Genomic DNA, 19812 nt, shown 5'->3' with positions numbered 1-19812 from the left:
CGGGCTCTTTGGGGGCTGGACAGGTGTGGTAACCACCATTTTCCAAAGATGCCCCGGATGAACAACCTACCGAGAGATCACAGTTAGTCGGCTGACTTCTGCGCACCGTCCCTCGACGGACCGAGGAGCACAGGGCACCGGCGTGCGAAGCACGCCGGCTCGCGACCTGGCGGCGTGTTTCTTTGGTTGCTTTCTTGATGGCGCACATCCATGTGCGCCACCCTACGGGCCGGCTGCGCCGTTCCGCGCTGCTCCCGCAGCGCGGTGCACGCGCAAAGAAAGTGACACCTCCCCACAGGCGCGGAAACGATCCGCCGGGAACTCCCGGCGAACCCGATCAATCCTTCCCGCGCGCCATCGCCTGGAACACCCCATCACGCCGCACCCACAGGTGGAACAACGCCGCACCCACATGCATCAGCACCGTGGCGAACAACACGTAGGCCAGCAGGCTGTGCGCGTTGCGCAGGGCCGCATACAGCGCCGGGGTGTGCGGGACGATCGGTGGCAGGTGCACGCCGCCCCACAGCACGATCGGGTAACCGCCCGCCGACAGCATGGCCCAGCCGATCAACGGCATCGCCAGCATCAGCGCATACAGCATCCAGTGCGAGGCCTTGGCCGCCATTACCTGCCAGACCGGCAGATCGGCCGGCAGCGGTGGCGGCCGATGGCGCAGGCGGTTGTACAGGCGCAGCAGCACCAGCAGCAGGATCGCGATGCCCAAGGGGCGGTGCAGGTCGATCAGCACGGGGCGCAGATGCAGCGAGGCGACCATGGTCACGCCGATGAACAGCATGGCGATGATCATCAGCGCCATCGACCAGTGCAGTACCCGCGCCAGCAGGTTGAAGTGGCCATTGCCGGTGCTCATCGTGCAGCCTCCTTCGGTTGCTCGACATTGCCGCTGGCGCGCTCGCGCTCGCGGCGGTTGAACGACTGCGAGTACACGGCCGAGCGGGCGGCCAGGATCGGATCGTCACTGCCGCGCACGCCGCTGGGCAGGATCAAGGGATCGAAGTTGATCTGGCCGCAGGCACCCTGTTCCTGCGACTGCATGCGGTCCAGGCTGAGCACGCCGGCGACCACCTCGTCGCGCGACGCGGGCCACGGCACCGATGGATCATCGATGGCATCGCCCGGCGCGGCGGTGCTGACGACCAGATTCCAGCGCACCGGACCGCTGGCCAGGCGCTGCTGCAGTTCCTGGCTGAGGAAGTCGACGCTGGCCTGCTTGCGCGTTTCCGCATCCATTTCCACTACCGGCGCCTGCGGCTGCCAGCGCCAGCGCACCGCGCGCTTCTGGCCCTGCGCATTGGTGAACCAGAAGCTGTTGACGCTGTTGAAGGTAGTGTCGGCCCAACTGCTGGTCCACGGCGCCGTCTTGGCCCACTGCTGGAAGGCCTGCGCGCTGGGATATTTCGCCAGCACTGCAGCCATCTTCTGCGGGTCGGGCTTGCCGGTGGCCGGATCGGGGATGGAGGCGCGCGTCTGTTCGTAGAACGCCTCGGCCGTGGGGACGGCGAAGAAGGGGAAGCTGTTCATCGCCATGCGCCATTCCTGGCCGTCATCGCTGACCATCTGCACGGCGATGCTGCGGACGCGTGCGGTGTTGTCGGCGCCGTAGGGGTCGCCGCCGCCGATCGACAGGCGGCCCATCACCGGCACACGCTTCTGCGAGAACACCCGTGCACTGGACAGGGTCGGCGCCTGCGCGCTCGGTTCGAACCAGCCGCTCACGCAGACGCCCTTGCTGTGCGCACGGCGGAAGCCGGGGTGGGCGGGGCCGGTGGCTTCGATGGTATCGGTGAAGCGCTGTGAGGTCAGGCGGCCGCCGATCCAGCCGGCCAGCCAGGCGAAGGCCAGCGCGACGGCACCCAGGAGGAGGGCGATCAGGGCGATCCAGAGCAGCGGCGAATGCCTGCGCGGTGCGCCTGGCGCCTGGCCGGCGCGGGTATAGCGGAAGAGCGACATGGTCGGGTTCCTGCCTTCACGGAGCGTGTGGGTGGTCGACCCTCACATCCTCGCAGAACCCTTCCAGGCCCGGTATTCAAATTTTCGTCAAGTTTGCCGGGGACGGCGTGCCGACCAAGGTCGACACCCACCCGATCAGCTGTAGCGCGCCTTCAGCATCGCCCACGCCGAGCGCAGCGCCAGCGCTTCGCCGCCGGCCGGACGGCCCGGGCGCTCGCCATCGTTCCAGGCGTACACGTCCAGATGTGCCCAGCGCTGGCCATCTTCCAGGAAACGTTCCAGGTACAGCGCGGCGGTGACCGAGCCGGCCATGCGCGAACCGGCGTTGGCCAGGTCGGCGATGCCGCTGCTCAGGTATCGCAGGTAGGGGCGCCACAGCGGCATGCGCCAGACCGGGTCGCGGGTGGCGTCGCCGGCCTGCAGCCACTGCTGTGCCACCGTATCGTCATTGCTGAACAGCGCCGGCAGGTCCGGGCCCAGCGCGATGCGCGCGGCACCGGTGAGGGTGGCGAAGTCCAGCACCAGGTCCGGCTTCTGTTCACCGGCGAAGGTCAGTGCGTCGCACAGGATCACGCGGCCCTCGGCATCGGTGTTGTCGATCTCCACGCTCAGGCCCTTGCGGGTGGCGATGACTTCGCCCGGACGGAATGCATCCGGACCGATCGCGTTTTCCACCGCCGGTACCAGCAGGGTCAGGCGCACCGGCAAGCCGCGCGCCATCACCAGGCCGGCCAGGGCCAGCGCGTGTGCGGCGCCGCCCATGTCCTTCTTCATGTTGCGCATGCCATCGGCCGGCTTGATGTCCAGGCCGCCGGTATCGAAGCACACGCCCTTGCCGACCAGCACCAGCGCCGGATCGGTGTCCTTGCCCCAGCGCAGCACGACCAGGCGCGGCGCACGATGCGAAGCGCGGCCCACGGCGTGGATGGCCGGGAAATTCTGCTTCAGCAGTTCATCGCCGGTGATCGCATCGACCTGCGCCCCGTGTGCATCGGCCAGCGCGCGCGCAGCGTCTTCCAGCTGCTGCGGGCCCATGTCTTCGGTCGGGGTGTTGACCCAGTCGCGCACGCGCAGGCTGGCGTTGATCAGGTCGGCCACTTCGCCGGACGGTGCAGCCACCAGCTGTGCCGGCGCGCGGTTGCGCTTGCGGTAACGGTCGAAGCGGTAGCTGCCCAGGCCCCAGCCCAGCTGCAGCAGCGCCTGTTCGGCGGCCGGCAGTTCGCTGGCCAGCTGCCAGACGCTGCCTTCCGGCAGCGCGTGCGGCGCATGCGCGTAGCTGTAGGCATCGCCACGATCGCCCACGCCCATCACCGCACCGGCCAGGCCATCGGTGCCCGGCAGCAGGGCCACGCTGTGCGCGCCGGCGCTGAAGCCCTGCGATGCCAGCCAAGCCTGGGTCGCGGCCGGTTGGCCCTGCTTCCAGGTGGCGAACTGCTCGCGGTCCAGCACGTACAGCGGCAGCGCCGTGGCGCTGTCGGCGGTGAAACCAGTGATCTCGCTCATGCGTCAGATACTCCGGGGTGCGGCGGCGTCGAGGTTGGCGTCCAACCAGTCGGCCAGGCCGGTGAGGGTGTCGAACTGCAGGTCCGGCTGCAGCTGCGGATGGGTCCAGGTGGCGGCTTCGCGGTTGATCCAGCATCCGCGCAGGCCGGCGGCGATCGCCCCGGCCACGTCCATGTCGGCATGGTCGCCAACGTGCAGCACCTGTGCCGGCGCCACACCCAGGCGGGTGCAGGCGGCGTGGAAAATGCTGGCTTCCGGCTTGGCCGCGCCGTGTTCGCGCGAACCCAGCTGGAAGGCGAAATGATGGGCCAGGCCGATCCGTTCCAGATCGGCGTTGCCGTTGCTCAGCGCGGCCACCGGCACGCGCGCGGCGATCCGGGCCAGCGCGTCGATCGCATCGGGGTAGCACTCGACCTGGTTGCGCGCGGCGTAGAACACGTCATAGGCCGGTTCCAGCAGATCGAGGCTGGCACCGCTGTTCTGCAGTGCTTCGTGCAGCGTCAGCCGGCGCAGCGCGCTCAGGTCGTGGTGGAGGTGCGGATGGGCGTGGTACAGGCGCTCGCGCAGTTCGCGCATCGCCGCGACCGGGTACATCGCGGCGGTGGCGGGGCTGTGTTCACGCATCCACGCGTGCAGGACCTGTTCGATGCGGGCGCCGATCGGTGCGAACGGCCACAGCGTGTCGTCAAGGTCGAGGGTGATGGCTTGGACGGGGAAATTCACCCCGCCATTCTACGCCTGCCCGCGCGGGCTTTCATTCCAGCAGGCGTGCCCAGCCCTGCATGCCGTCCAGCCGCGCCAGCACCAGCTTGATGCAGACCAGCAGGGGCACCGCCAACAGCAGCCCGATCATGCCCCAGGCCCAGCCGAACACCATCAGCGCCAGGATCAGCACCAGCGGCGACAGTTTCATGCGCCGGCCCAGCACGATCGGGGTCACCAGCTGCCCTTCCAGGGTATGCAGGGCCAGGTAGGCGGCGGCGGGCAGCAGTGCCTGCAGCGGGTCGCGGAATTCGACGAAGCCCATCAGCAGCATCAGTGCCACCCCGATCAACGGGCCTACGTAGGGGGCGAAATTGAGCAGCGCGGCTACCGTGCCCCACAGCAGCGCCTCCTGCAGACCGATGCCGAGCAGCATCAACACGCCGGCGAACACCAGCCCCACCAGCGTATTGATCACGCTGATGGTCAGCACGTAGCGCGAGACCTCGCGCTCGATCGAACGCAGGATGTCACTGGTGAAACGTTGCTGCTGGCGGTTTGGAAACAGTGCGATCGCCGCGCGCTGCAGGCTTTGCCCATAGATCATGAAGAACAGGGTGAGCAGCACCACCGCCAGCACCGAGGCGGCCAGCCGTGGTGCGCGGGTCAGCATGCGATAGGGGTCGTCCATCTGGGTGCGGATCACCTGCACCTTGTGGTTGCTGTCACCACCGGCCACGCGGGCGAAGTTCTCCGCCGCCTGGTTGGCCTGTTGCACCGGTTTGGTCAGGTCCTGCACCTGGCGTGCCACCTTGCGCAGCTGCTGCGGCGCTTCCTGCGCCCAGTCCATCGCCGGGCCGATCAGCTGCACCGCCAGCGAACCGGTCACGCCCAAGCCGGCGCCGAGGATCAGCAGCGCCCCCAGAGCGCGCGGAATCCACATCTTCTGCAGCAGGCGCAGGATCGGGTTGCCGACCAGTGCGAAGAACACCGCCAGCAGCACCGGCAGGATGATGTCCTGCGCGGCCCACAGGGTGTAGCCCACCGCCAGCGTGGCCAGTACCACCAGCGACATCGGGCCGCGCGGGCGCGATGGCGGCGGCAGTGGCGCCTCGGGCAGTTCAGGACCGGCGGCTGACGGGGACAGGAGGGACTCGCTCATCGACGCATCAACCGGGAAGGGGAGCGCATTATCCGCCGGCCGCGATCGGCGCGGCGGATTCCATGCATCAACGTTCGGACAGTTCAGTAGCCGCTTCGGCCGGACGCGGCTCGCGCAGTTCCGGCTCGGGAGCCGGTGGTGGCGCAGGCCGTGCCTCGGCGGCGGCCGCAGCGGCCTGTGCCTGCTCACTGGCATCGTCAGCGTCTTCAGCCGCGTCGTCAGCAGATGCCGCCGCCTGCGCCGCCATCGCTGCGCCGAACGCCGCCTGCGCACTGGCGAACAGGTTCGAGACCGAGCCCACCATCTGCAGCCAGCGCGCGCCGTTGACCTTGCCCGGCACTTCCAGCTTGCCGGCGATGAAGCCACCGGCCAGGCCAACCACCACGATACGCAGCGGCGACCAGCCCTGGCGCCAGACCTGGCTGAGCGTGGACCAGTGGTCCTGGGTCTCGACCAGGCGCACCGTCACCACCTGTTCGCAGCGCTTCACCCGCCGCTGCAGCGCACCGAACTTCATGGCTTGCCCTCCGGCAGTTGCACTTCGGCATCGGGATCATCTTCGCTGGGCTCGTCGAACAGGCCCAGGCGCGACAGCTGGCGCCGGGTGGCATGCATGCCGGTGTGGTGGAAGAAGTAGGACACCCGCCAGATCGCGTAGCCGGTCACGGCCAGGCTCAGCAGCGAGGTGATCAACAGGGCCTGCAGCCAGCTCAGGCCCCAGCTCTGCAGCAGGGCGATGAGGGTGGCGGCCATCAGCAGCCAGGCCGACGCACCGAACACGATCGCCACGCCGGCCCAGGCCAGCGCACGACCGAACGCGCTGCGTGCCATTGCGAAGTCGGCCGAGGCCAAGCGTCGCAACGAACGGAGCGAGTGCTTGGCCGAATCGGCAGCGGCACGGCCGGCCGCGCCGACCTGGCGGATGCTCTCATCCAGCGGCGGTGTGGCCGCCGGATCAGGGGCTTGCGCGTTGTCTTCGCTCACGCTGCGGCTTACTTGTCGCTGCTGCCGCGGGCCAGCTTGGCGATGATCCAGCCGGCAGCGAAGGCGACGCCGAACGAGGCCAGCGGACGTTCGCGGATCAGTTCAGCGGCGCTGTCGATCAGATCCTTGCCCTTGTCCATCAGCGCATCGACCTGCTCCTTCGCAGCAGCTCCGCCGAGCTCGGCGGCGGCCAGCCCGGACAGCGCGCTGTCGGACAGTTCGGCCTTGACGTTGGCCTTGCCGATACGCAGTTCATCGGTGGCCGCGCCGGTCGCGCCCTTGATCGCACCGCCGGCAGCGCTCGCGGCCTGCTTCAGGTGGGAACCGGCTTCACCCAGGTGGTCCTTCAGGTTCTCGGTATTGGTGGGGCTCATCGAATCACTCCAGTTGCGATGGGGGTTACGAACGATCGGCCAGGCCGATGGGGCGTACAGCAATAGCATTGCCGGGGTATAGGGGGTGTTAGGGCGGGGCGATCAGCGCATCACGAGCTGGCCCTGCTGCTGGCCGTTGTTGCGCAGCACGCGCAGCACCAGGGTCGGCGGGCGCTGCTGGAAGTTGGCGCGCCAGCTGGCCAGGTCGGCGAATTCACCCACCGTGGCGTTGGTGATGATGTCGCCCTGTTGCAGGCCATTGCTGGCCGCGCGGCTGCCGCGCTTGACCTCGCTGACCAGCACGCCGCCGACGCCGGACTGGCGCAGCGATTCGGGCAGGTCGACGAAGGTGGCACCTCCCAGGCGCGGGTCCAGGCTGTCGCCGGTGACCGCCCGCGCCTGCTCCTTCAGCGTCGCCTTGATCTGCAGCGGCTTGCCTTCGCGGCGAACGTCCAGCGTCAGCGCGCTGCCGACCGCCGCCAAGCCTTCCACGTTGTGCAGCGCTTCGGCGCTGTCCACGCGCTGGCCATTGGCCGAGACCACCACGTCGCCCGGCTTCAGTCCCGCGGTCGCTGCGGCCGAACCGGCCAGCACACGCGTGATCAGCGCGCCCCGGGCCTCGCCCAGGCCCAGGCCCTGCGCGATCTGCGCGGTCAGGTTCTGGCTCTCCACGCCCAGCGTGCCGCGTACCACCACGCCATGCTTGACCAGCTGGTCGACCACGCTGCGTGCCAGGTTGGAGGGGATGGCCAGGCCCAGGCCGATGTTGCCGGCCATGCTGCCCTGTGGGTTGAAGCTGGCGGTGTTGATGCCCACCAGCTGGCCCTGCAGGTCGACCAGTGCGCCACCGGAATTGCCCGGGTTGATCGATGCATCGGTCTGGATGAAGTTCTGGTAGCCCAGCCCGCGGATGCCGCTGCGGCCCACTGCCGAAACGATGCCCGAGGTGACCGTCTGGCTGAAACCGAAGGGGTTGCCGATGGCCACCACGAAGTCGCCCACGCGCAGCTGGTCGCTGTTGCCGAGCTTGATGTCGATCAGGTTCTGCGCCGGAATGCGGATCAGCGCAATGTCGGTGTCGCGGTCCGAACCGAGGAATTCGGCCTTGACCGTGCGCCCGTCGGCCAGTGTCACCTGCACGTCATCGGCGTTGTCGATGACATGGTGGTTGGTCAGCACCAGCCCTTCCTTGGCGTCGATGATCACGCCCGAGCCCAGCGATTCGTTGATGCGCTCCTGCGGGATGTCCGGGAACAGGCGGCGGAAGAACGGGTCGTTGAAGAACGGGTTGCGCACCCGCACCACCTGCTTGGTGTTGACGCTGACCACGGCGGGCATCGCCTTCTCCAGCATCGGCGCAAGCGACGGCACCGCCTGCCCGGCCACCGAGGCCGGCAGTGCCGCCGTGGTCGGCACTACCGCCGGCAGCGGTGCGGCATCGGCGCGGTTGTCCAGGTGGGCATTGATGCCGGTGGCAACGAAGCCACCGAAAGCGGCGGCGATTGCGAGCGTGAGCAGGGTGGGAAGCGGTCGCATGGGAGTCGGTTCGCAGGCGGGGATGGGGGCGGTTCGGCCCTACGGTAAAACAAGCTGAATGAGTGTGTCGCGATCTGGATAAATGCGCCATGAAAACCGCGGCCCCGAACGTGGCCGGTGGTCGCCGCGGAGCGGGCACCCGCGGCATCGCTGCGGTGCCTGTGCAGGTGTCGGCCGCGCGTCGGAAGCAGTGCCGACACACATCGATACTTGCGCAGTTCCGCGCAACCGGCTGCCGCAATGCGCCACAACGCTGGCCCGCCACTGTAGTCGAGCAGATGCGTGCAGTCGCGCTGTGCCGTCGTGCATTCCGCGCAGCGCAGCACTGAAAAGAAGGGGTTTCCTGCAAACCCGGGGTGTCGGCGAGGGTGCCGGGCTACACCATTGCTGTCGCAACAGATGCGATTGTCGGCGCGTGCCCCGTTCCACGATCGTCAATGTCGGTATAGCATCGCCCCGTTTTGATACTAAAGGCCCCCAGGAGGGCAACATGAGCAACGGTAATGGTAATGGTGTGTCGGTCGTGACCGACGCCGTCGAGAACGTCAAAGAAGCCGCCACCAACGTGGGCGAGACCATCGCCCACGCCGCCGAGGACGCAGTGAAGTCGGTCAAGAAGACCGTCAAGCGCGCCACCAAGGCTGCCGGTACCCGCGTTGCCAAGGCCAAGAAGGCCGTGGCCAAGGTCGAGAAGACCGTTGCCCAGAAGGCCGAGAAGGCTGCCAAGTCGGTCGGCAAGACCGTTGCCAAGGCCAAGCAGAAGCTGGAAGCCGCCAAGAAGAACGCCAAGGCCGAAGCCGCTGCCCTGAAGAAGGAAGTGGCCAAGAAGAAGGCGGCTGCAGGCAAGGCTGTGACCAAGAAGGCCGCTGCTGCCAAGAAGACCACCAAGGCTGCCACCAAGGCTGCCGGCAAGAAGGTCGCCACCGTGAAGAAGGCTGCCACCAAGAAGGCTGCCGTCGCCAAGAAGACCGTTGCCAAGAAGACCGCGGCCGCCAAGAAGGTGGTCGGCAAGAAGGTCGCCACTGCCAAGAAGGCCGTGGCCAAGAAGACCGTCGCCGCCAAGAAGGTCGCCGGCAAGAAGGCCGTGGCTGCGAAGAAGGTTGTCGGCAAGAAGGTTGCCGCCACCAAGAAGGTCGCCACCAAGAAGACCGCCGTTGCCAAGAAGGTGGTCGGCAAGAAGGCTGCCGTGGCCAAGAAGGCCGTCGGCAAGAAGACCGCTGCTGCCAAGAAGGTTGTCGGCAAGAAGGCCGCCGTCGCCAAGAAGGCGGTTGGCAAGAAGGTTGCCGCCACCCGCAAGACGGTCGCCAAGAAGGCTGCACCGCTGAAGAAGGTCGCCGCCAAGAAGGCGCCGGCCAAGAAGGCCGTGCGCAAGGTCGCCAAGCGCAAGTAATCGCGCCGTGACCGAAGGCCCTGTCGCCCTCCGGGTGGCAGGGCCTTTCGCGTTTCTGGGACACCTGGTGGGGCAAGATGCCGGTTCTTCCCGCCGGAGCACCGGGCATGCGCGGTATCGACTTCAGTTCCTGGCAGGGCGTGCTGTCCACGCTGGCCGGCCTGGTCCTGATCACTCTGCTGGGCGTGGGTATCCGCCTGCTGGTGATGCAGACCCTGCAGCAGCGCCGTGAGCGCGAGAACCGGCAGATCAACGAGCGGCTGCGCACGTTGATGGCCGCCTACAAGACGTTGGGCGGCTCGTTCACCGGCGAACTGGGGGTGGATCCCAGCCATCGCCGCGACCTGCGCCAGCGCGAAGAGGCGGAAGGCATCGCCGAGCCGCGTTCGGATCGCACGCGCCGCATCCGCGATGCCGTCGAGGCCGCGCTGTCGGACATCCTGCTGCTGGGCACCGACGAACAGGTGCGGCTGGCCGCGCGCGCAGCCAATGAACTGGCACAGGGGCGACCGGTGCACACCCACGAACTGGTGGTCTCGCTGCGTGACTTCGTACGTGAAGCGCTGGACCTGGCGCCGATTCCCGCCGACCTGCAGATTCCACCACAGGGACCGACCCGGCCCGGCGCCAGCGGCGGCGGCAAGGGCCGCAATGACGGCGATGCCAAGGGCGGTCGTGCGGGTGGCGGTGGTGGCGGTGGCGGAATGGGCGCGGGCATGGGGGGGCTCGGCGCCGGCGCTGCACTGGGCGCCGGCCATGCTGCCGCCAGCGATGAAACGGACGCGCGCTGAGCGCGCCCGCCGAGCCCTGCGCTGAGGTCAGCGCTTCAGTTCGTAGATCGGCACGAAGCCGCCGTAGATCATCCGCGCACCGTCAAACGGCATCGGGTTCTTGGCCGGATCCATCCGCGGGTCTTCCATCATCTTTGCCATGCCAGCGTCCCGGGTCGGCTTGTCCGGCCATTCGATCCAGGAAAACACCACCGTCTCTTCCGCCGTGGCCTTCACTGCGCCGAAGAAGTCGGTGGTCTTGCCGTGCGGAACATCATCGCCCCAGCACTCGACCACGCGCAGTGCGCCGAACTCGACGAATATGGGGTTGCCCGCACGTGCATGGGCGAGGAACTTCTCCTTGTTGGCGGTGGGTACCGCCAGCACGAAACCATCGATGTAGCTCATTGCCTGCCTCCGCTTGGACCGTGCCGCATGCACGGCCTTCAGGTACTCGACGAACCAGGGCGCAGTGGATCGACACCGTGGGCACGCCTGTTCAGCCCGGGCCGCCGGGCAGTGGCGCCAGCACCGCATCCGGCGGCTGCTGGCCGGCCAGGTGGCGTACGAAGTAGTCCCACATGCGGTGCGTGTAGGTAGCGTCGTTGCGGAACAACTCATGGTCCTGGCGAGCCAGGTACAGCAGGTCGTACTCGCGCTGGGCCTTGTTCAGGGCAGCGGCCAGCTGCAGGGTCAGCGCTGGTGGCGCGTTCTCGTCCAGCTCGCCATAGACCAGCAGCAGATGCCCGCGCAGGTTGCCGGCCAACGCTGCATTGTCGAGCCCGGCAAAGGGCGCCGGCACGCCCTCCGCCATGGCGGAGGCGGACAGCACACCGCCGAACAGCCGGTCCATGCCGTGCAGGGCGCCGCCATACATGCCCTGGAAGTTGTGGCTGCCGGCCGACGCCACGCCTACCTTGTAGAACGCCGGGTAGCGCAGCAGGGCGCGCGCGGCACTGTAACCCCCGAACGAATGCCCGTAGATGCCGACCCGCTGCAGGTCGATGCCCGGATAGCGCTCGCCCAGCTGGCGCAGCGCCGCTACATGGTCATCCAGCTGCACATCGGCGGCGCGCAGGAAGCTGCTGTCATGGAAGGCCTTGTCGCGGCCGCCGGTGCCGCGCGCATCGATGCTGACCACCGCGAAGCCGAGTTCGGCCAGGCTGGCGCGTGACACCGGGTTCAAGGCAGACACCGCCTCGGCATAGGTCACCGGCGCATTGCTGATGAACGAGCCGCCGTACATCGCGTCGATGACCGGGAAGCTGCCGTCATCGCGATAGTCGCGTGGCAGGTAGACGGTGGCGAAGATCGGCGTGCGCCGATCGGCGGCCAGCAGCCGTTCGCGCCGCGGAGGCCGCCACCCGGCAGCAACCACCGCGCGGTTGTCCGCCGCTTCCAGCAACAACACTTCGCGGCCGTCATCGCTGGAGCGCAGCACGCTGCGCGGCGGCTGAGTGAGGCTGGAAACGGTATCGACCAGATAGCCGCCCCGTGGTGACAGTGCCTGGGGCGCGCGTCCGCCGAACAACACGCCGGTGCCGGCATCGGCCAGGTGGTCGTTGCCATCGGCGGCCAGGCGCTGGACCGGGCCGCCCTGCAGCGATACCCGGTACAGGCCGCGCACGTAGGGGTCGCCACCGTCCACGCCGCCGGCACTGAAGTAGGCCCAACCGCCTGCGCCGTCCACGCCCAGCAGGTCGCGTACCACCCAGGGGCCACGGGTCAGCTGGCGCAGCACCTTGCCATCGGACAGGCGCACCCGGTACAGGTGGCCCCGGCCGTCGCGCTGCGAGAACCACACGGCGGTGTCCTGCCCGGGCAGGATCGCCACCGCCGGTCGGTTGTACGAATACACGTTGAGCTGGAGGCGGGTGTCACTGGTTTCTTCCAGAACGGTGCGCAATGCACCATTGCTGGCGTCGATCTCCACCAGGCGCAGGCGCCGTGGCGTTCCGAAGTGTGCGATTGCCGCGTACAACCGGCTACCGTCCCAGCCCAGCACGCCGGCTTCGCTGAGTGTGTTCCAGCCTTCGGGAAGCGCGATGTCATGCTGTTGACCGTTGCGGGTATCCACCACGTACAGGCTGTCGCGCACCTGCTGCGCATCACCCAGCACGGCCAGCTTCACCGAGTGCACGCGGGGGCGAGCGCTGCCGGCCGGCGTGCTTTCCAGGTACGGATAGTCCAGCAGGGCCCGCTCGTCATAGCGGATGCCGGCCACGTAGCGGCCATCCGGTGACCAGCCGACCGCGAACGGCCGCATCGGCATCCGGCCCTGCCGGCGCGGAATGCCACGCAGGGCGAAGTCCGGCAGCACGCCATAGCCATGGCCGGGTTCACCACCGGCCGTCAGCGTGCGTGCCACGGTTCCAGGCGACTGCAGCCACAGATCATGGCCGCGCACCTGCAGCCATGCATCGCCAACGGGCGCGGGCAGTGCATCGGCTGGCGGCATCGGATCCTGCGAGGGCGCGCATTGCCAGCGTGGCCACTGGCAATCGATCGGCATTTCACCGCTGAAACGCAGGCGCAGGCCAGCGTCCACCGCCTGCACGCTGGCCAGGCGCAGGCGTGGGCCGCTGGCAGCGAAGGGGGCCACCGCCGTATCCAATGCGGCGGGCTCGAACAGGATCTGGCGACGGGCCGTTGCCGGATCGACCAGCACGGCCTGGCTCCGGCCCTGCGCATCCTCGCGTTCGTACCAGAAGCGCCCGTCGGGCAGCCAGTTCGGCAGCACCGACGCATTGCGCAGTGCACCGCGCAGATGACTGTCGTGCACGCGTTCGGCGCGTTGGTAGTCGGTGGTCCGCAGCGCGTGTGCAGGCGCGGATGAAAACAGGGCAGCGCAGGTCAAAACGGTCGCATGGACCGTCGTTCGAAGCGGGTCGGGCAGGCGCAAGGCGACCTCCTGTCGCAATCGTCGATGGATCACAAAGGCACCCGCGCCGCGCGCGTATGCCAGAGACAGCCTGAATCAAGGCAAAAAATTCAGCAATGCGAAGACTGCTGTTTTCAGGGAGCGTTGTGGCGAATAACGGAGAATTTACATTCCCGATGCGATGGCGCCCTGGCGCTGCTGCACACCATAAGAAAGCAAAGGTGTACCCCCATGAAGAATTCGCTGATTGCTCTGGCCCTGGCCGCTGCCCTGCCGTTCACCGCCTCGGCTGCTGAGAACCTGTCCTACAACTACGCTGAAGCCAACTACGCCAAGATCGACAACGACGCGTTCAAGTCCGACGGTTGGGGCGTGAAGGGTTCCTACGGCTTCCTGCCGAACTTCCACGCTTTCGGTGAATACAGCCGCCAGGAAATCGACCACACCAACATCAAGCTGGACCAGTGGAAGATCGGTGCCGGCTACAACGTTGAAATCGCACCGTCGACCGACTTCGTTGCCCGCGTTGCCTACCAGAAGTTCGACCAGAAGCACGGCCTGGACTTCAACGGCTACAGCGCTGAAGCCGGTATCCGCACCGCCTTCGGTGCCCACGCCGAGGTCTACGGCATGGTCGGCTACGAAGACTATTCCAAGAAGCACGGCGTCAACCCGGATGGCCAGTGGTACGGCCGCCTGGGTGGCCAGGTCAAGCTGAACCAGAACTGGGGCCTGAACGGCGAGCTGAAGATGAACCGCGATGGCGACAAGGAATACACCGTCGGCCCGCGCTTCAGCTGGTAATTGCCTCCTCGGCGCGCGTGCGCGCTGAAGATGCCTCGACAGGCCCGGCATATGCCGGGCCTGTTGCGTTATGACGAACCGAAACAACGGCTGACCACGCATGCGCAGGATTGCTGCGTTGCAATGAATTGGATTCCGCTATCCGGGGCGCCAGCCTACCGTGGGTACTTCGTACTGCCGGATCTGTGTGATGCCGCCTGTCGTTCCCGCTCTGCCTCCGAATTGGCCGCGCCGCCTGGCACTGCTGGCGCCGCATCCGGTGCTGCGCCTGGGCCTGGAGGTGGTGCTGGGTCAGCACGGTGGCGTGCAGGTGTGCGGCAGCTTCACCGACGCGGCTGAACTGCTCGATCTGCTGCAGCGCCGGCCGGACAGCATCGACCTGCTGCTGGTCGACGTCACTGCGCCGAGCGGGCCGGAGGAGGGCCTGCAACTGCTGCACCTGCTGTCGCGCCGTTGGCCGTTGCTGCCGGTGCTGGTGCTGTCGGCCCATTGCAACACCAGTACGGTGACCATGGCGATGCAGGCCGGGGCGCGCGGATTCCTGTCCAAGGAAACCGAGCCGGAAACGCTGCTGCGCGCAGTGGATGTGCTGGCCCGTGGCGGGCGCTTCGTGCCCCCGCAGCTGCACATGCAGCTGGACCGACCGCGCAGCCGGCGCGCGCCGGCGCCGGTTCTGGCAACGTTGAGCCGACGCGAACGTGAAGTGATCCGGTTGGTCCTGCAGGGGTGCACCACCGGCGAGGTCGCGCGGCGCTTCGGCCGCACGCCCAGTACGATCAGTTCGCAGAAGCGCACCGCCTACCGGAAGCTGGGCATCCGCAGCGATGGCGAGCTGTTCCGCATCCGGCATCTGCTCGAATGCGGGTGAGCGGGCTTATTCGCCCTGGTACTGCTTTTCTTCCACCAACGCCGAACCGGCCACCCGGTTGATCTCGTTCTTCACCTGCACGCGCTCGCCGTTGGTGCCATAGACGCCGCGCGCCAGCTGGATGAACGCCTCGTCGAACACCTGGGCCGCTTCCTTGTCGCGCAGCTGGTCCTGGATGTCCCACATGCGCTCGTTGATCACCTTCAGCTGCTGCTTCAGCGCGGCCAGCGCCGGCTGTGCCTGCAGCTGCTGCTGCAGCAACGGCAGAAGGCCGTCCAGCTCGGTGCGCACGTTGGCCAGCTTGGCGGCATCGTCGATGCGCTCGGCCTTGATCTCGAGAATGGTGATCTTGTCGATCAGCTCGCCGATCGATACCGGGGTCAGGATGGCGTCCACGTGATTGGTTCCTGGAAACAGGCGGCCATGATACCGCGACGGTGGCGCAGCTCCCCGGGCGGCAGGATTTACGCCGAATTTGCGCAGCGGGCCGGGCAACGCCCTCGATCCGTTACGGCCCTGCCTTCGACACTGCGTTCCCGGCGGCGTGGCCGTCTTCGATGAGGAACACAGTGCAGTGAACAGCAAGGGGATGAGGGCGGCGATGGTGGCCGCACTGGCAGGCCTGCTCGGCATCGGCAGCGCGCAGGCACAGGTGCAGGCAAGCGGCAGCGTGGCACTGACCCGCGATTATGTGTGGCGTGGCAGCTCGCAGAGTGACGGCGATCCGGCGGTGCAGGCGGGCGCGAAGGTGGCGGTCGCATCGGGCTGGTACGCCAGCGTGTGGGGCTCGAACGTTTCGTTCAAGCCGGACAACGGAGCACGCAGCGAGTTCGACCTGGTGGCGGGCTGGTCCGGCGCACTGGCGCCGGACTGGACGCTGGACGCGAACCTGACCCGCTATGTGTACCCGGGCACCGGTCGTGCGCTGGACTGGACCGAACTCAACAGCACGCTGACCTGGAAGCAGCGCGCCTGGCTGCAGGTCGCGCATTCCAGCGATGCGCTGGCCGGTGGCCATCGCGGCACCTATGCGCAGCTCGGCGTGCGGCTGCCGCTGCATGAGCGCTTCCGCCTGGAGGCTGCGCTGGGTCGCTACTGGCTGGCCAGTGCGCAGGGTCCCGATTACCTGCATGGCCAGCTCAGTGCGGTTGCCACGTTGACGCCGGCCTGGGAGCTGCGTGCCACCGTGCACGACACCGACAGCGCCGCCAAGCGCCTGTTCCCGGGCAATGCCGGTGGACGCTGGGAGCTGGCGTTGCAGGCCAGCTTCTAGTTCGACGCCGTGGCCTGGCGTGCGCGCAGCGCGCCAGGCAGCCACAGCAGCAGCGCCAGCACCGCCACCGCGGCACCGGCAATGCAGACACCGGTCCAGCCGAAGCGCTGGTAGACCTGTGCCGACAGCAGCGAGCCCAGAGAACCGCCGATGAAGTAGCCGGTCATGTAGCCGGCGTTGAGGCGGTTGCGCGCGGCGGGCTGCAGCGCATAGATCAGGTTCTGGTTGCTGACGTGCAGCAGCTGCGCGGCCAGATCCAGGACCACCACGCCCACCACCAGTGCCAGCAGCGAGTGTGCCGACAGGCCCAGCGGCAGCCAGGACAGCAGCAGCAACACCAGCGCGATGGCGGTGGCATGGCCGGTCTGGCCACGATCGGACATGCGTCCGGCGAGGCCGGCGGCCAGCGTGCCAGCGGCACCGACCAGACCGAACAGGCCGATGGTGGCATCACTGTATTCATACGGCGGTTGTGCAAGCAGGAAGGCGAGCGGGGTCCAGAAGATCGCGAACATGGCGAAGCTGCAGGCACCGAGCAGGGTGCGCTGGCGCAGTACCGGCTCCTGTACGAACAGCACGCCGATCGAACGCAGCAATGCGAAGTAGCCCAATCCGGCGCTGTGGTGGAAACGCGGCAGCCCGCGCTGCAGGGCGAGGGCGGTCAACACCAGGGTGCCGGCCGCGATCATGTACACCAGGCGCCAGTCGCCCAGGCTCGACAGCAGGCCGGCCACGGTACGGGCCAGCAGGATGCCCAGCAGCAGGCCACTCATCAGCGTGCCGACCACCCTGCCCCGATGCTCCGGTGCGGCCAGCGTGGCGGCGAACGGCACCAGTACCTGCGCCACCACCGAGAACAGGCCGGTGATCGCGGTACCCACCAGCAACCAGGTCAGCGAGGGTGCGCAGGCACTGATCACCAGACCGCCAGCCGACAGCAGGCTCATCACCACGATCAGGCGGCGGCGCTCGAACAGGTCGCCCAGCGGCACCAGCAGGATCAACCCGGCCGCATAGCTGAGCTGTGCAGCGGTGACCACCATGCCGACCTGGCCGAACGGCACGCCAAAAGCATCGGCAATGGTGTGCAGCAGCGGCTGCGCGTAGTAGTTGCTGGCCACCGCGACACCGGTGGCGACCGACATCAGCAGCACCTGCCAGCGGTGCAGAGGGGGGAGGGACGGGCTCACGCGGTGTTCCAGGAAGCGGGGTGCACAGTGTCCGCCTGCTGCAGGCATGATGGAAATGAATCATCATCATCCCTGCCATCTGGAAATGAGATAGTCGGGTGAACCTCAAGCAGCTCGAATTTGCCGTTGCGCTGGCCGAGGAAGGCAACTTCACCCGCGCCGCCGAGCGCTGCCACGTGGTGCAATCCGCGCTCAGCCACCAGATCGCCGCACTGGAGCAGGAACTGGGCACGCCGCTGTTCGAGCGCCTGCCGCGCCAGGTGCGTGCCACCGCGGCGGGCGAGGCGCTGCTGGTGCACGCGCGCCAGGTGCTGGCCAGCCTGCGCCACCTGCGCGCCGACGTAGCGGCGGTGAGCGGTGAGGTGCGCGGGCTGCTGGCCATCGGGCAGATTTCCTCGCTTACCGACATCGACGTGGTGGCGATGCTGGCCGCCTTCCAGCAGGCGCATCCGCAGGTGGAATTCCAGTTGCGGGTGGACAAGAGCGAGGACTTGATCGCGCAGGTGCAGTCGCGCGCGCTGGATGCGGCGCTGGTCGGGCTGGCGCCCTCGGCGGCCTTGGACGGCGTCTGTCACCGGATGCTGCAGGAGGAAGACCTGGTGGCGGTACTGGCGCCCTCGCACCGGCTGGCCCGGCGCAAGCGGCTGCCCCTGTCCGCACTGCAGGACGAGGCGCTGGTCGATTTCCCGCGCGGCACCGGTGCGCGGCGGCAGACCGATGATGCGTTTGCCGCCGCCGGCCTGCCACACACGGTGCGTTTCGAGGTCAACCTGATGGAACTGGTCGAGCGCTTCGTCCGCCACGGGCTGGCGGTGGGCATCGTGCCGGCATTGATTGCCGAAGGGTTCCAGGGGGTCGTGCAGATTCCCCTGCAACCGACCCCGACCCGCCGCGTGCATCTGGTGTGGCAGCGGGTGCCGACGCCGGCGGCGCGGGCGTTCGTCGAGGCCGTGCTCAGCCGCGCAGGCGCAGGCTCAGGCCCTTGAGGAAGTTGCGCAGCATCTGGTCCAGGCAGCGCCGGTAGTTGTTGTGGCCAGGCTGGCGGAACAGCGCGCCCAGTTCCGACTTGGACACGTTGAAACCGGCGTTGGCGAAGATCTCCATCAGGTCCACGTCGCGAAGCTGGAACGCCACGCGCAGCTTCTTCAGCACCAGGTTGTTGTCGATGCGGGTTTCCACCGCGCGCTGGGGCTGGCTTTCGTCACGGCCGCGCAGGTGCACGATCAGCCCGTCGAGGAAGTGCGCCAGCGCGCTGTCATTCATCGCCTCGAAGCCGGCCTCGTCCTCGCGGCGCAGCCAGGCCTTCACCTGTTCGGTATCCACCGCGAAGGCCGGGTCGGCCAGCTGGCACAGGGCCACCACGTGGTGGTCGCCCAGGTCCAGGGAGTAGCGCACGCTGCGCAGGACATCGTTGTTGATCATGGCGCAATTGTACCGGTCACCCCGACAGGTAGGGTCGGATCTGGCCGATCCGGCAACGCAAGCCCCGGCCGACGGTGCCAGAATGGGGGTCTGGTTTTCGCCCTGGAGTTGCCTGATGACCCGCACTGTCCTGATAACCGGCGCCACCTCCGGCTTCGGCGCCGCCGCCGTCCACCGCTTCGCCCAGGCCGGCTGGAAGGTGATCGCCACCGGCCGTCGCAGCGAGCGCCTGCAGCCGCTGGTCGAGCGCTATGGCAAGGACGTGGTGCATGCCGCCGCCTTCGACATCCGCGATCCGGTGGCGATGGAAGCGGCGCTGCTGGCGCTGCCGCCGGCGTTCGGCGAGATTGATCTGCTGGTCAACAACGCCGGCCTGGCGCAGGGCACCGCGCCGGCGCAGGGTGCCAAGCTGTCGGACTGGACCACGATGATCGACACCAACATCACCGCACTGGTGACCTTGACCCACCGCCTGCTGCCGCAGCTGGTGGAGCGCAAGGGCGCGATCATCAACATCTCCTCGGTGGCCGGCGTCTACCCGTACCCGGGGGGCAATGCCTATGGCGGTACCAAGGCCTTCGTCAGCCAGTTCTCGCTGGGCCTGCGCTCCGACCTGCATGGCACCGGGGTGCGGGTGACCACCATCGAGCCGGGCATGGCCGAAACCGAGTTCACCGTGGTGCGAACCCACGGCGACCAGAACGCGTCGGACAAGCTGTACAGCGGTGCCAACCCGATGACCGCCGAAGACATTGCCGAACAGATCTTCTGGGTGGCCACGCTGCCGCCGCACCTGAACATCAATCGCCTGGAACTGATGCCGGTCAGCCAGTCCTTCGCCGGCTTCCAGGTAGCCCGCGAAGGCTGACCGCTCTTGGTAGCGTCGAGCTTGCTCGACGGCCTTTGAACGCAGTCGAGCATGGCTCGCCTCTACAGAAACAAAAAAAGCCGGGCGATGCCCGGCTTTTTCCGTTCAGGC

21 protein-coding genes are annotated in these 19812 nt (G+C 67.7%); 7 read left to right on the top strand and 14 right to left on the bottom strand.

Annotated elements, in window-relative coordinates; translation table 11 throughout:
* Positions 1–337: 337 nt before the first annotated feature.
* The 9 genes from ACMZPQ_RS12405 to ACMZPQ_RS12365 form a co-directional block, all read right to left on the bottom strand.
* On the bottom strand, positions 338–874 hold the full coding sequence (locus tag ACMZPQ_RS12405) for a cytochrome b (protein ID WP_197581375.1): 537 nt from the start codon (positions 872–874) through the stop codon (positions 338–340).
* On the bottom strand, positions 871–1974 hold the full coding sequence (locus ACMZPQ_RS12400; RefSeq protein WP_197581378.1) for a catalase family peroxidase: 1104 nt from the start codon (positions 1972–1974) through the stop codon (positions 871–873). The genes ACMZPQ_RS12405 and ACMZPQ_RS12400 overlap by 4 nt, the downstream gene beginning before the upstream one ends.
* Before the next feature lie 135 nt (positions 1975–2109).
* A complete protein-coding gene (locus tag ACMZPQ_RS12395; RefSeq protein WP_197581380.1) occupies positions 2110–3477 on the bottom strand; it encodes a leucyl aminopeptidase family protein in 1368 nt (455 codons plus the stop codon).
* Positions 3478–3480: 3 nt separating this feature from the next.
* Positions 3481–4200, bottom strand: a complete 720-nt coding sequence (locus tag ACMZPQ_RS12390) for an HAD family hydrolase (RefSeq protein WP_197581383.1) — start codon at positions 4198–4200, stop codon at positions 3481–3483.
* Between the two features lie 31 nt (positions 4201–4231).
* The gene (locus ACMZPQ_RS12385; RefSeq protein WP_197581386.1) at positions 4232–5341 is read right to left on the bottom strand and encodes an AI-2E family transporter; all 1110 of its coding nucleotides are present in this window, start codon (positions 5339–5341) and stop codon (positions 4232–4234) included.
* Between the two features lie 67 nt (positions 5342–5408).
* A complete protein-coding gene (locus tag ACMZPQ_RS12380) occupies positions 5409–5858 on the bottom strand; it encodes a protein sip-5 (protein ID WP_197581389.1) in 450 nt (149 codons plus the stop codon).
* Positions 5855–6325 carry a phage holin family protein gene (locus tag ACMZPQ_RS12375; RefSeq protein ID WP_197581392.1) on the bottom strand — a complete coding sequence of 157 codons (471 nt, stop codon included), beginning with the start codon at positions 6323–6325 and terminating at the stop codon, positions 5855–5857. Before ACMZPQ_RS12375 ends, ACMZPQ_RS12380 begins: the two co-directional genes overlap by 4 nt.
* 8 nt (positions 6326–6333) lie before the next feature.
* Complete coding sequence (locus tag ACMZPQ_RS12370) at positions 6334–6699, bottom strand: hypothetical protein (RefSeq protein ID WP_197581395.1); 366 nt, start codon at positions 6697–6699, stop codon at positions 6334–6336.
* 102 nt (positions 6700–6801) lie between these two features.
* Positions 6802–8235: a Do family serine endopeptidase gene (locus ACMZPQ_RS12365; RefSeq protein ID WP_197581396.1), complete on the bottom strand. Its 1434-nt coding sequence runs from the start codon at positions 8233–8235 to the stop codon at positions 6802–6804.
* 490 nt (positions 8236–8725) lie between these two features.
* Between ACMZPQ_RS12365 and ACMZPQ_RS12360 the strand changes: the two genes are divergently transcribed.
* Both ACMZPQ_RS12360 and ACMZPQ_RS12355 read left to right on the top strand, forming a co-directional pair.
* The gene (locus ACMZPQ_RS12360; protein ID WP_197581397.1) at positions 8726–9625 is read left to right on the top strand and encodes a histone; all 900 of its coding nucleotides are present in this window, start codon (positions 8726–8728) and stop codon (positions 9623–9625) included.
* Between the two features lie 107 nt (positions 9626–9732).
* Entirely contained in the window at positions 9733–10416 is a 684-nt protein-coding gene (locus ACMZPQ_RS12355; RefSeq protein ID WP_197581446.1) for a hypothetical protein, read from the top strand.
* A 27-nt stretch (positions 10417–10443) separates the two neighbouring features.
* Here ACMZPQ_RS12355 and ACMZPQ_RS12350 read toward each other — a convergent pair whose 3' ends face one another.
* Together ACMZPQ_RS12350 and ACMZPQ_RS12345 are read right to left on the bottom strand one after the other, a co-directional pair.
* A complete protein-coding gene (locus ACMZPQ_RS12350) occupies positions 10444–10803 on the bottom strand; it encodes a DUF1428 family protein (RefSeq protein ID WP_197581399.1) in 360 nt (119 codons plus the stop codon).
* 91 nt (positions 10804–10894) lie between these two features.
* Positions 10895–13297, bottom strand: a complete 2403-nt coding sequence (locus ACMZPQ_RS12345) for a prolyl oligopeptidase family serine peptidase (protein ID WP_197581401.1) — start codon at positions 13295–13297, stop codon at positions 10895–10897.
* Positions 13298–13507: 210 nt separating this feature from the next.
* Between ACMZPQ_RS12345 and ACMZPQ_RS12340 the strand changes: the two genes are divergently transcribed.
* Both ACMZPQ_RS12340 and ACMZPQ_RS12335 read left to right on the top strand, forming a co-directional pair.
* The gene (locus tag ACMZPQ_RS12340; RefSeq protein WP_197581403.1) at positions 13508–14080 is read left to right on the top strand and encodes an OmpO family porin; all 573 of its coding nucleotides are present in this window, start codon (positions 13508–13510) and stop codon (positions 14078–14080) included.
* 190 nt (positions 14081–14270) lie between these two features.
* Positions 14271–14948, top strand: a complete 678-nt coding sequence (locus ACMZPQ_RS12335) for a response regulator (RefSeq protein WP_197581405.1) — start codon at positions 14271–14273, stop codon at positions 14946–14948.
* 6 nt (positions 14949–14954) lie between these two features.
* On the opposite strand, the gene ACMZPQ_RS12330 is transcribed toward ACMZPQ_RS12335, so the two are convergent.
* Complete coding sequence (locus ACMZPQ_RS12330; RefSeq protein ID WP_133936077.1) at positions 14955–15344, bottom strand: DUF6165 family protein; 390 nt, start codon at positions 15342–15344, stop codon at positions 14955–14957.
* 178 nt (positions 15345–15522) lie between these two features.
* Here ACMZPQ_RS12330 and ACMZPQ_RS12325 point away from each other — a divergent pair, with 178 nt between their 5' ends.
* Positions 15523–16221 carry a TorF family putative porin gene (locus ACMZPQ_RS12325; RefSeq protein ID WP_197581407.1) on the top strand — a complete coding sequence of 233 codons (699 nt, stop codon included), beginning with the start codon at positions 15523–15525 and terminating at the stop codon, positions 16219–16221.
* Here ACMZPQ_RS12325 and ACMZPQ_RS12320 read toward each other — a convergent pair.
* Positions 16218–17366: an MFS transporter gene (locus ACMZPQ_RS12320; protein WP_414486118.1), complete on the bottom strand. Its 1149-nt coding sequence runs from the start codon at positions 17364–17366 to the stop codon at positions 16218–16220. The two genes, ACMZPQ_RS12325 and ACMZPQ_RS12320, sit on opposite strands and share 4 nt — an antisense overlap.
* A 143-nt stretch (positions 17367–17509) precedes the next feature.
* Between ACMZPQ_RS12320 and ACMZPQ_RS12315 the strand changes: the two genes are divergently transcribed.
* Positions 17510–18397, top strand: a complete 888-nt coding sequence (locus ACMZPQ_RS12315) for a LysR substrate-binding domain-containing protein (RefSeq protein ID WP_197581410.1) — start codon at positions 17510–17512, stop codon at positions 18395–18397.
* On the opposite strand, the gene ACMZPQ_RS12310 is transcribed toward ACMZPQ_RS12315, so the two are convergent.
* A complete protein-coding gene (locus ACMZPQ_RS12310) occupies positions 18366–18833 on the bottom strand; it encodes a DUF1456 family protein (RefSeq protein ID WP_197581412.1) in 468 nt (155 codons plus the stop codon). The two genes, ACMZPQ_RS12315 and ACMZPQ_RS12310, sit on opposite strands and share 32 nt — an antisense overlap.
* A gap of 115 nt (positions 18834–18948) precedes the next feature.
* Here ACMZPQ_RS12310 and ACMZPQ_RS12305 point away from each other — a divergent pair, with 115 nt between their 5' ends.
* Entirely contained in the window at positions 18949–19701 is a 753-nt protein-coding gene (locus ACMZPQ_RS12305) for an SDR family NAD(P)-dependent oxidoreductase (protein WP_008265780.1), read from the top strand.
* The last annotated feature ends 111 nt before the right edge of the window (positions 19702–19812 follow it).

Origin of the sequence: Stenotrophomonas maltophilia, assembly GCF_047497515.2 — a bacterium.
Taxonomy (GTDB): Bacteria; Pseudomonadota; Gammaproteobacteria; order Xanthomonadales; family Xanthomonadaceae; genus Stenotrophomonas.
The sequence above is the reverse complement of the archived record's forward strand: the minus strand, read 5'-3'. Positions and strand labels throughout refer to the sequence as shown.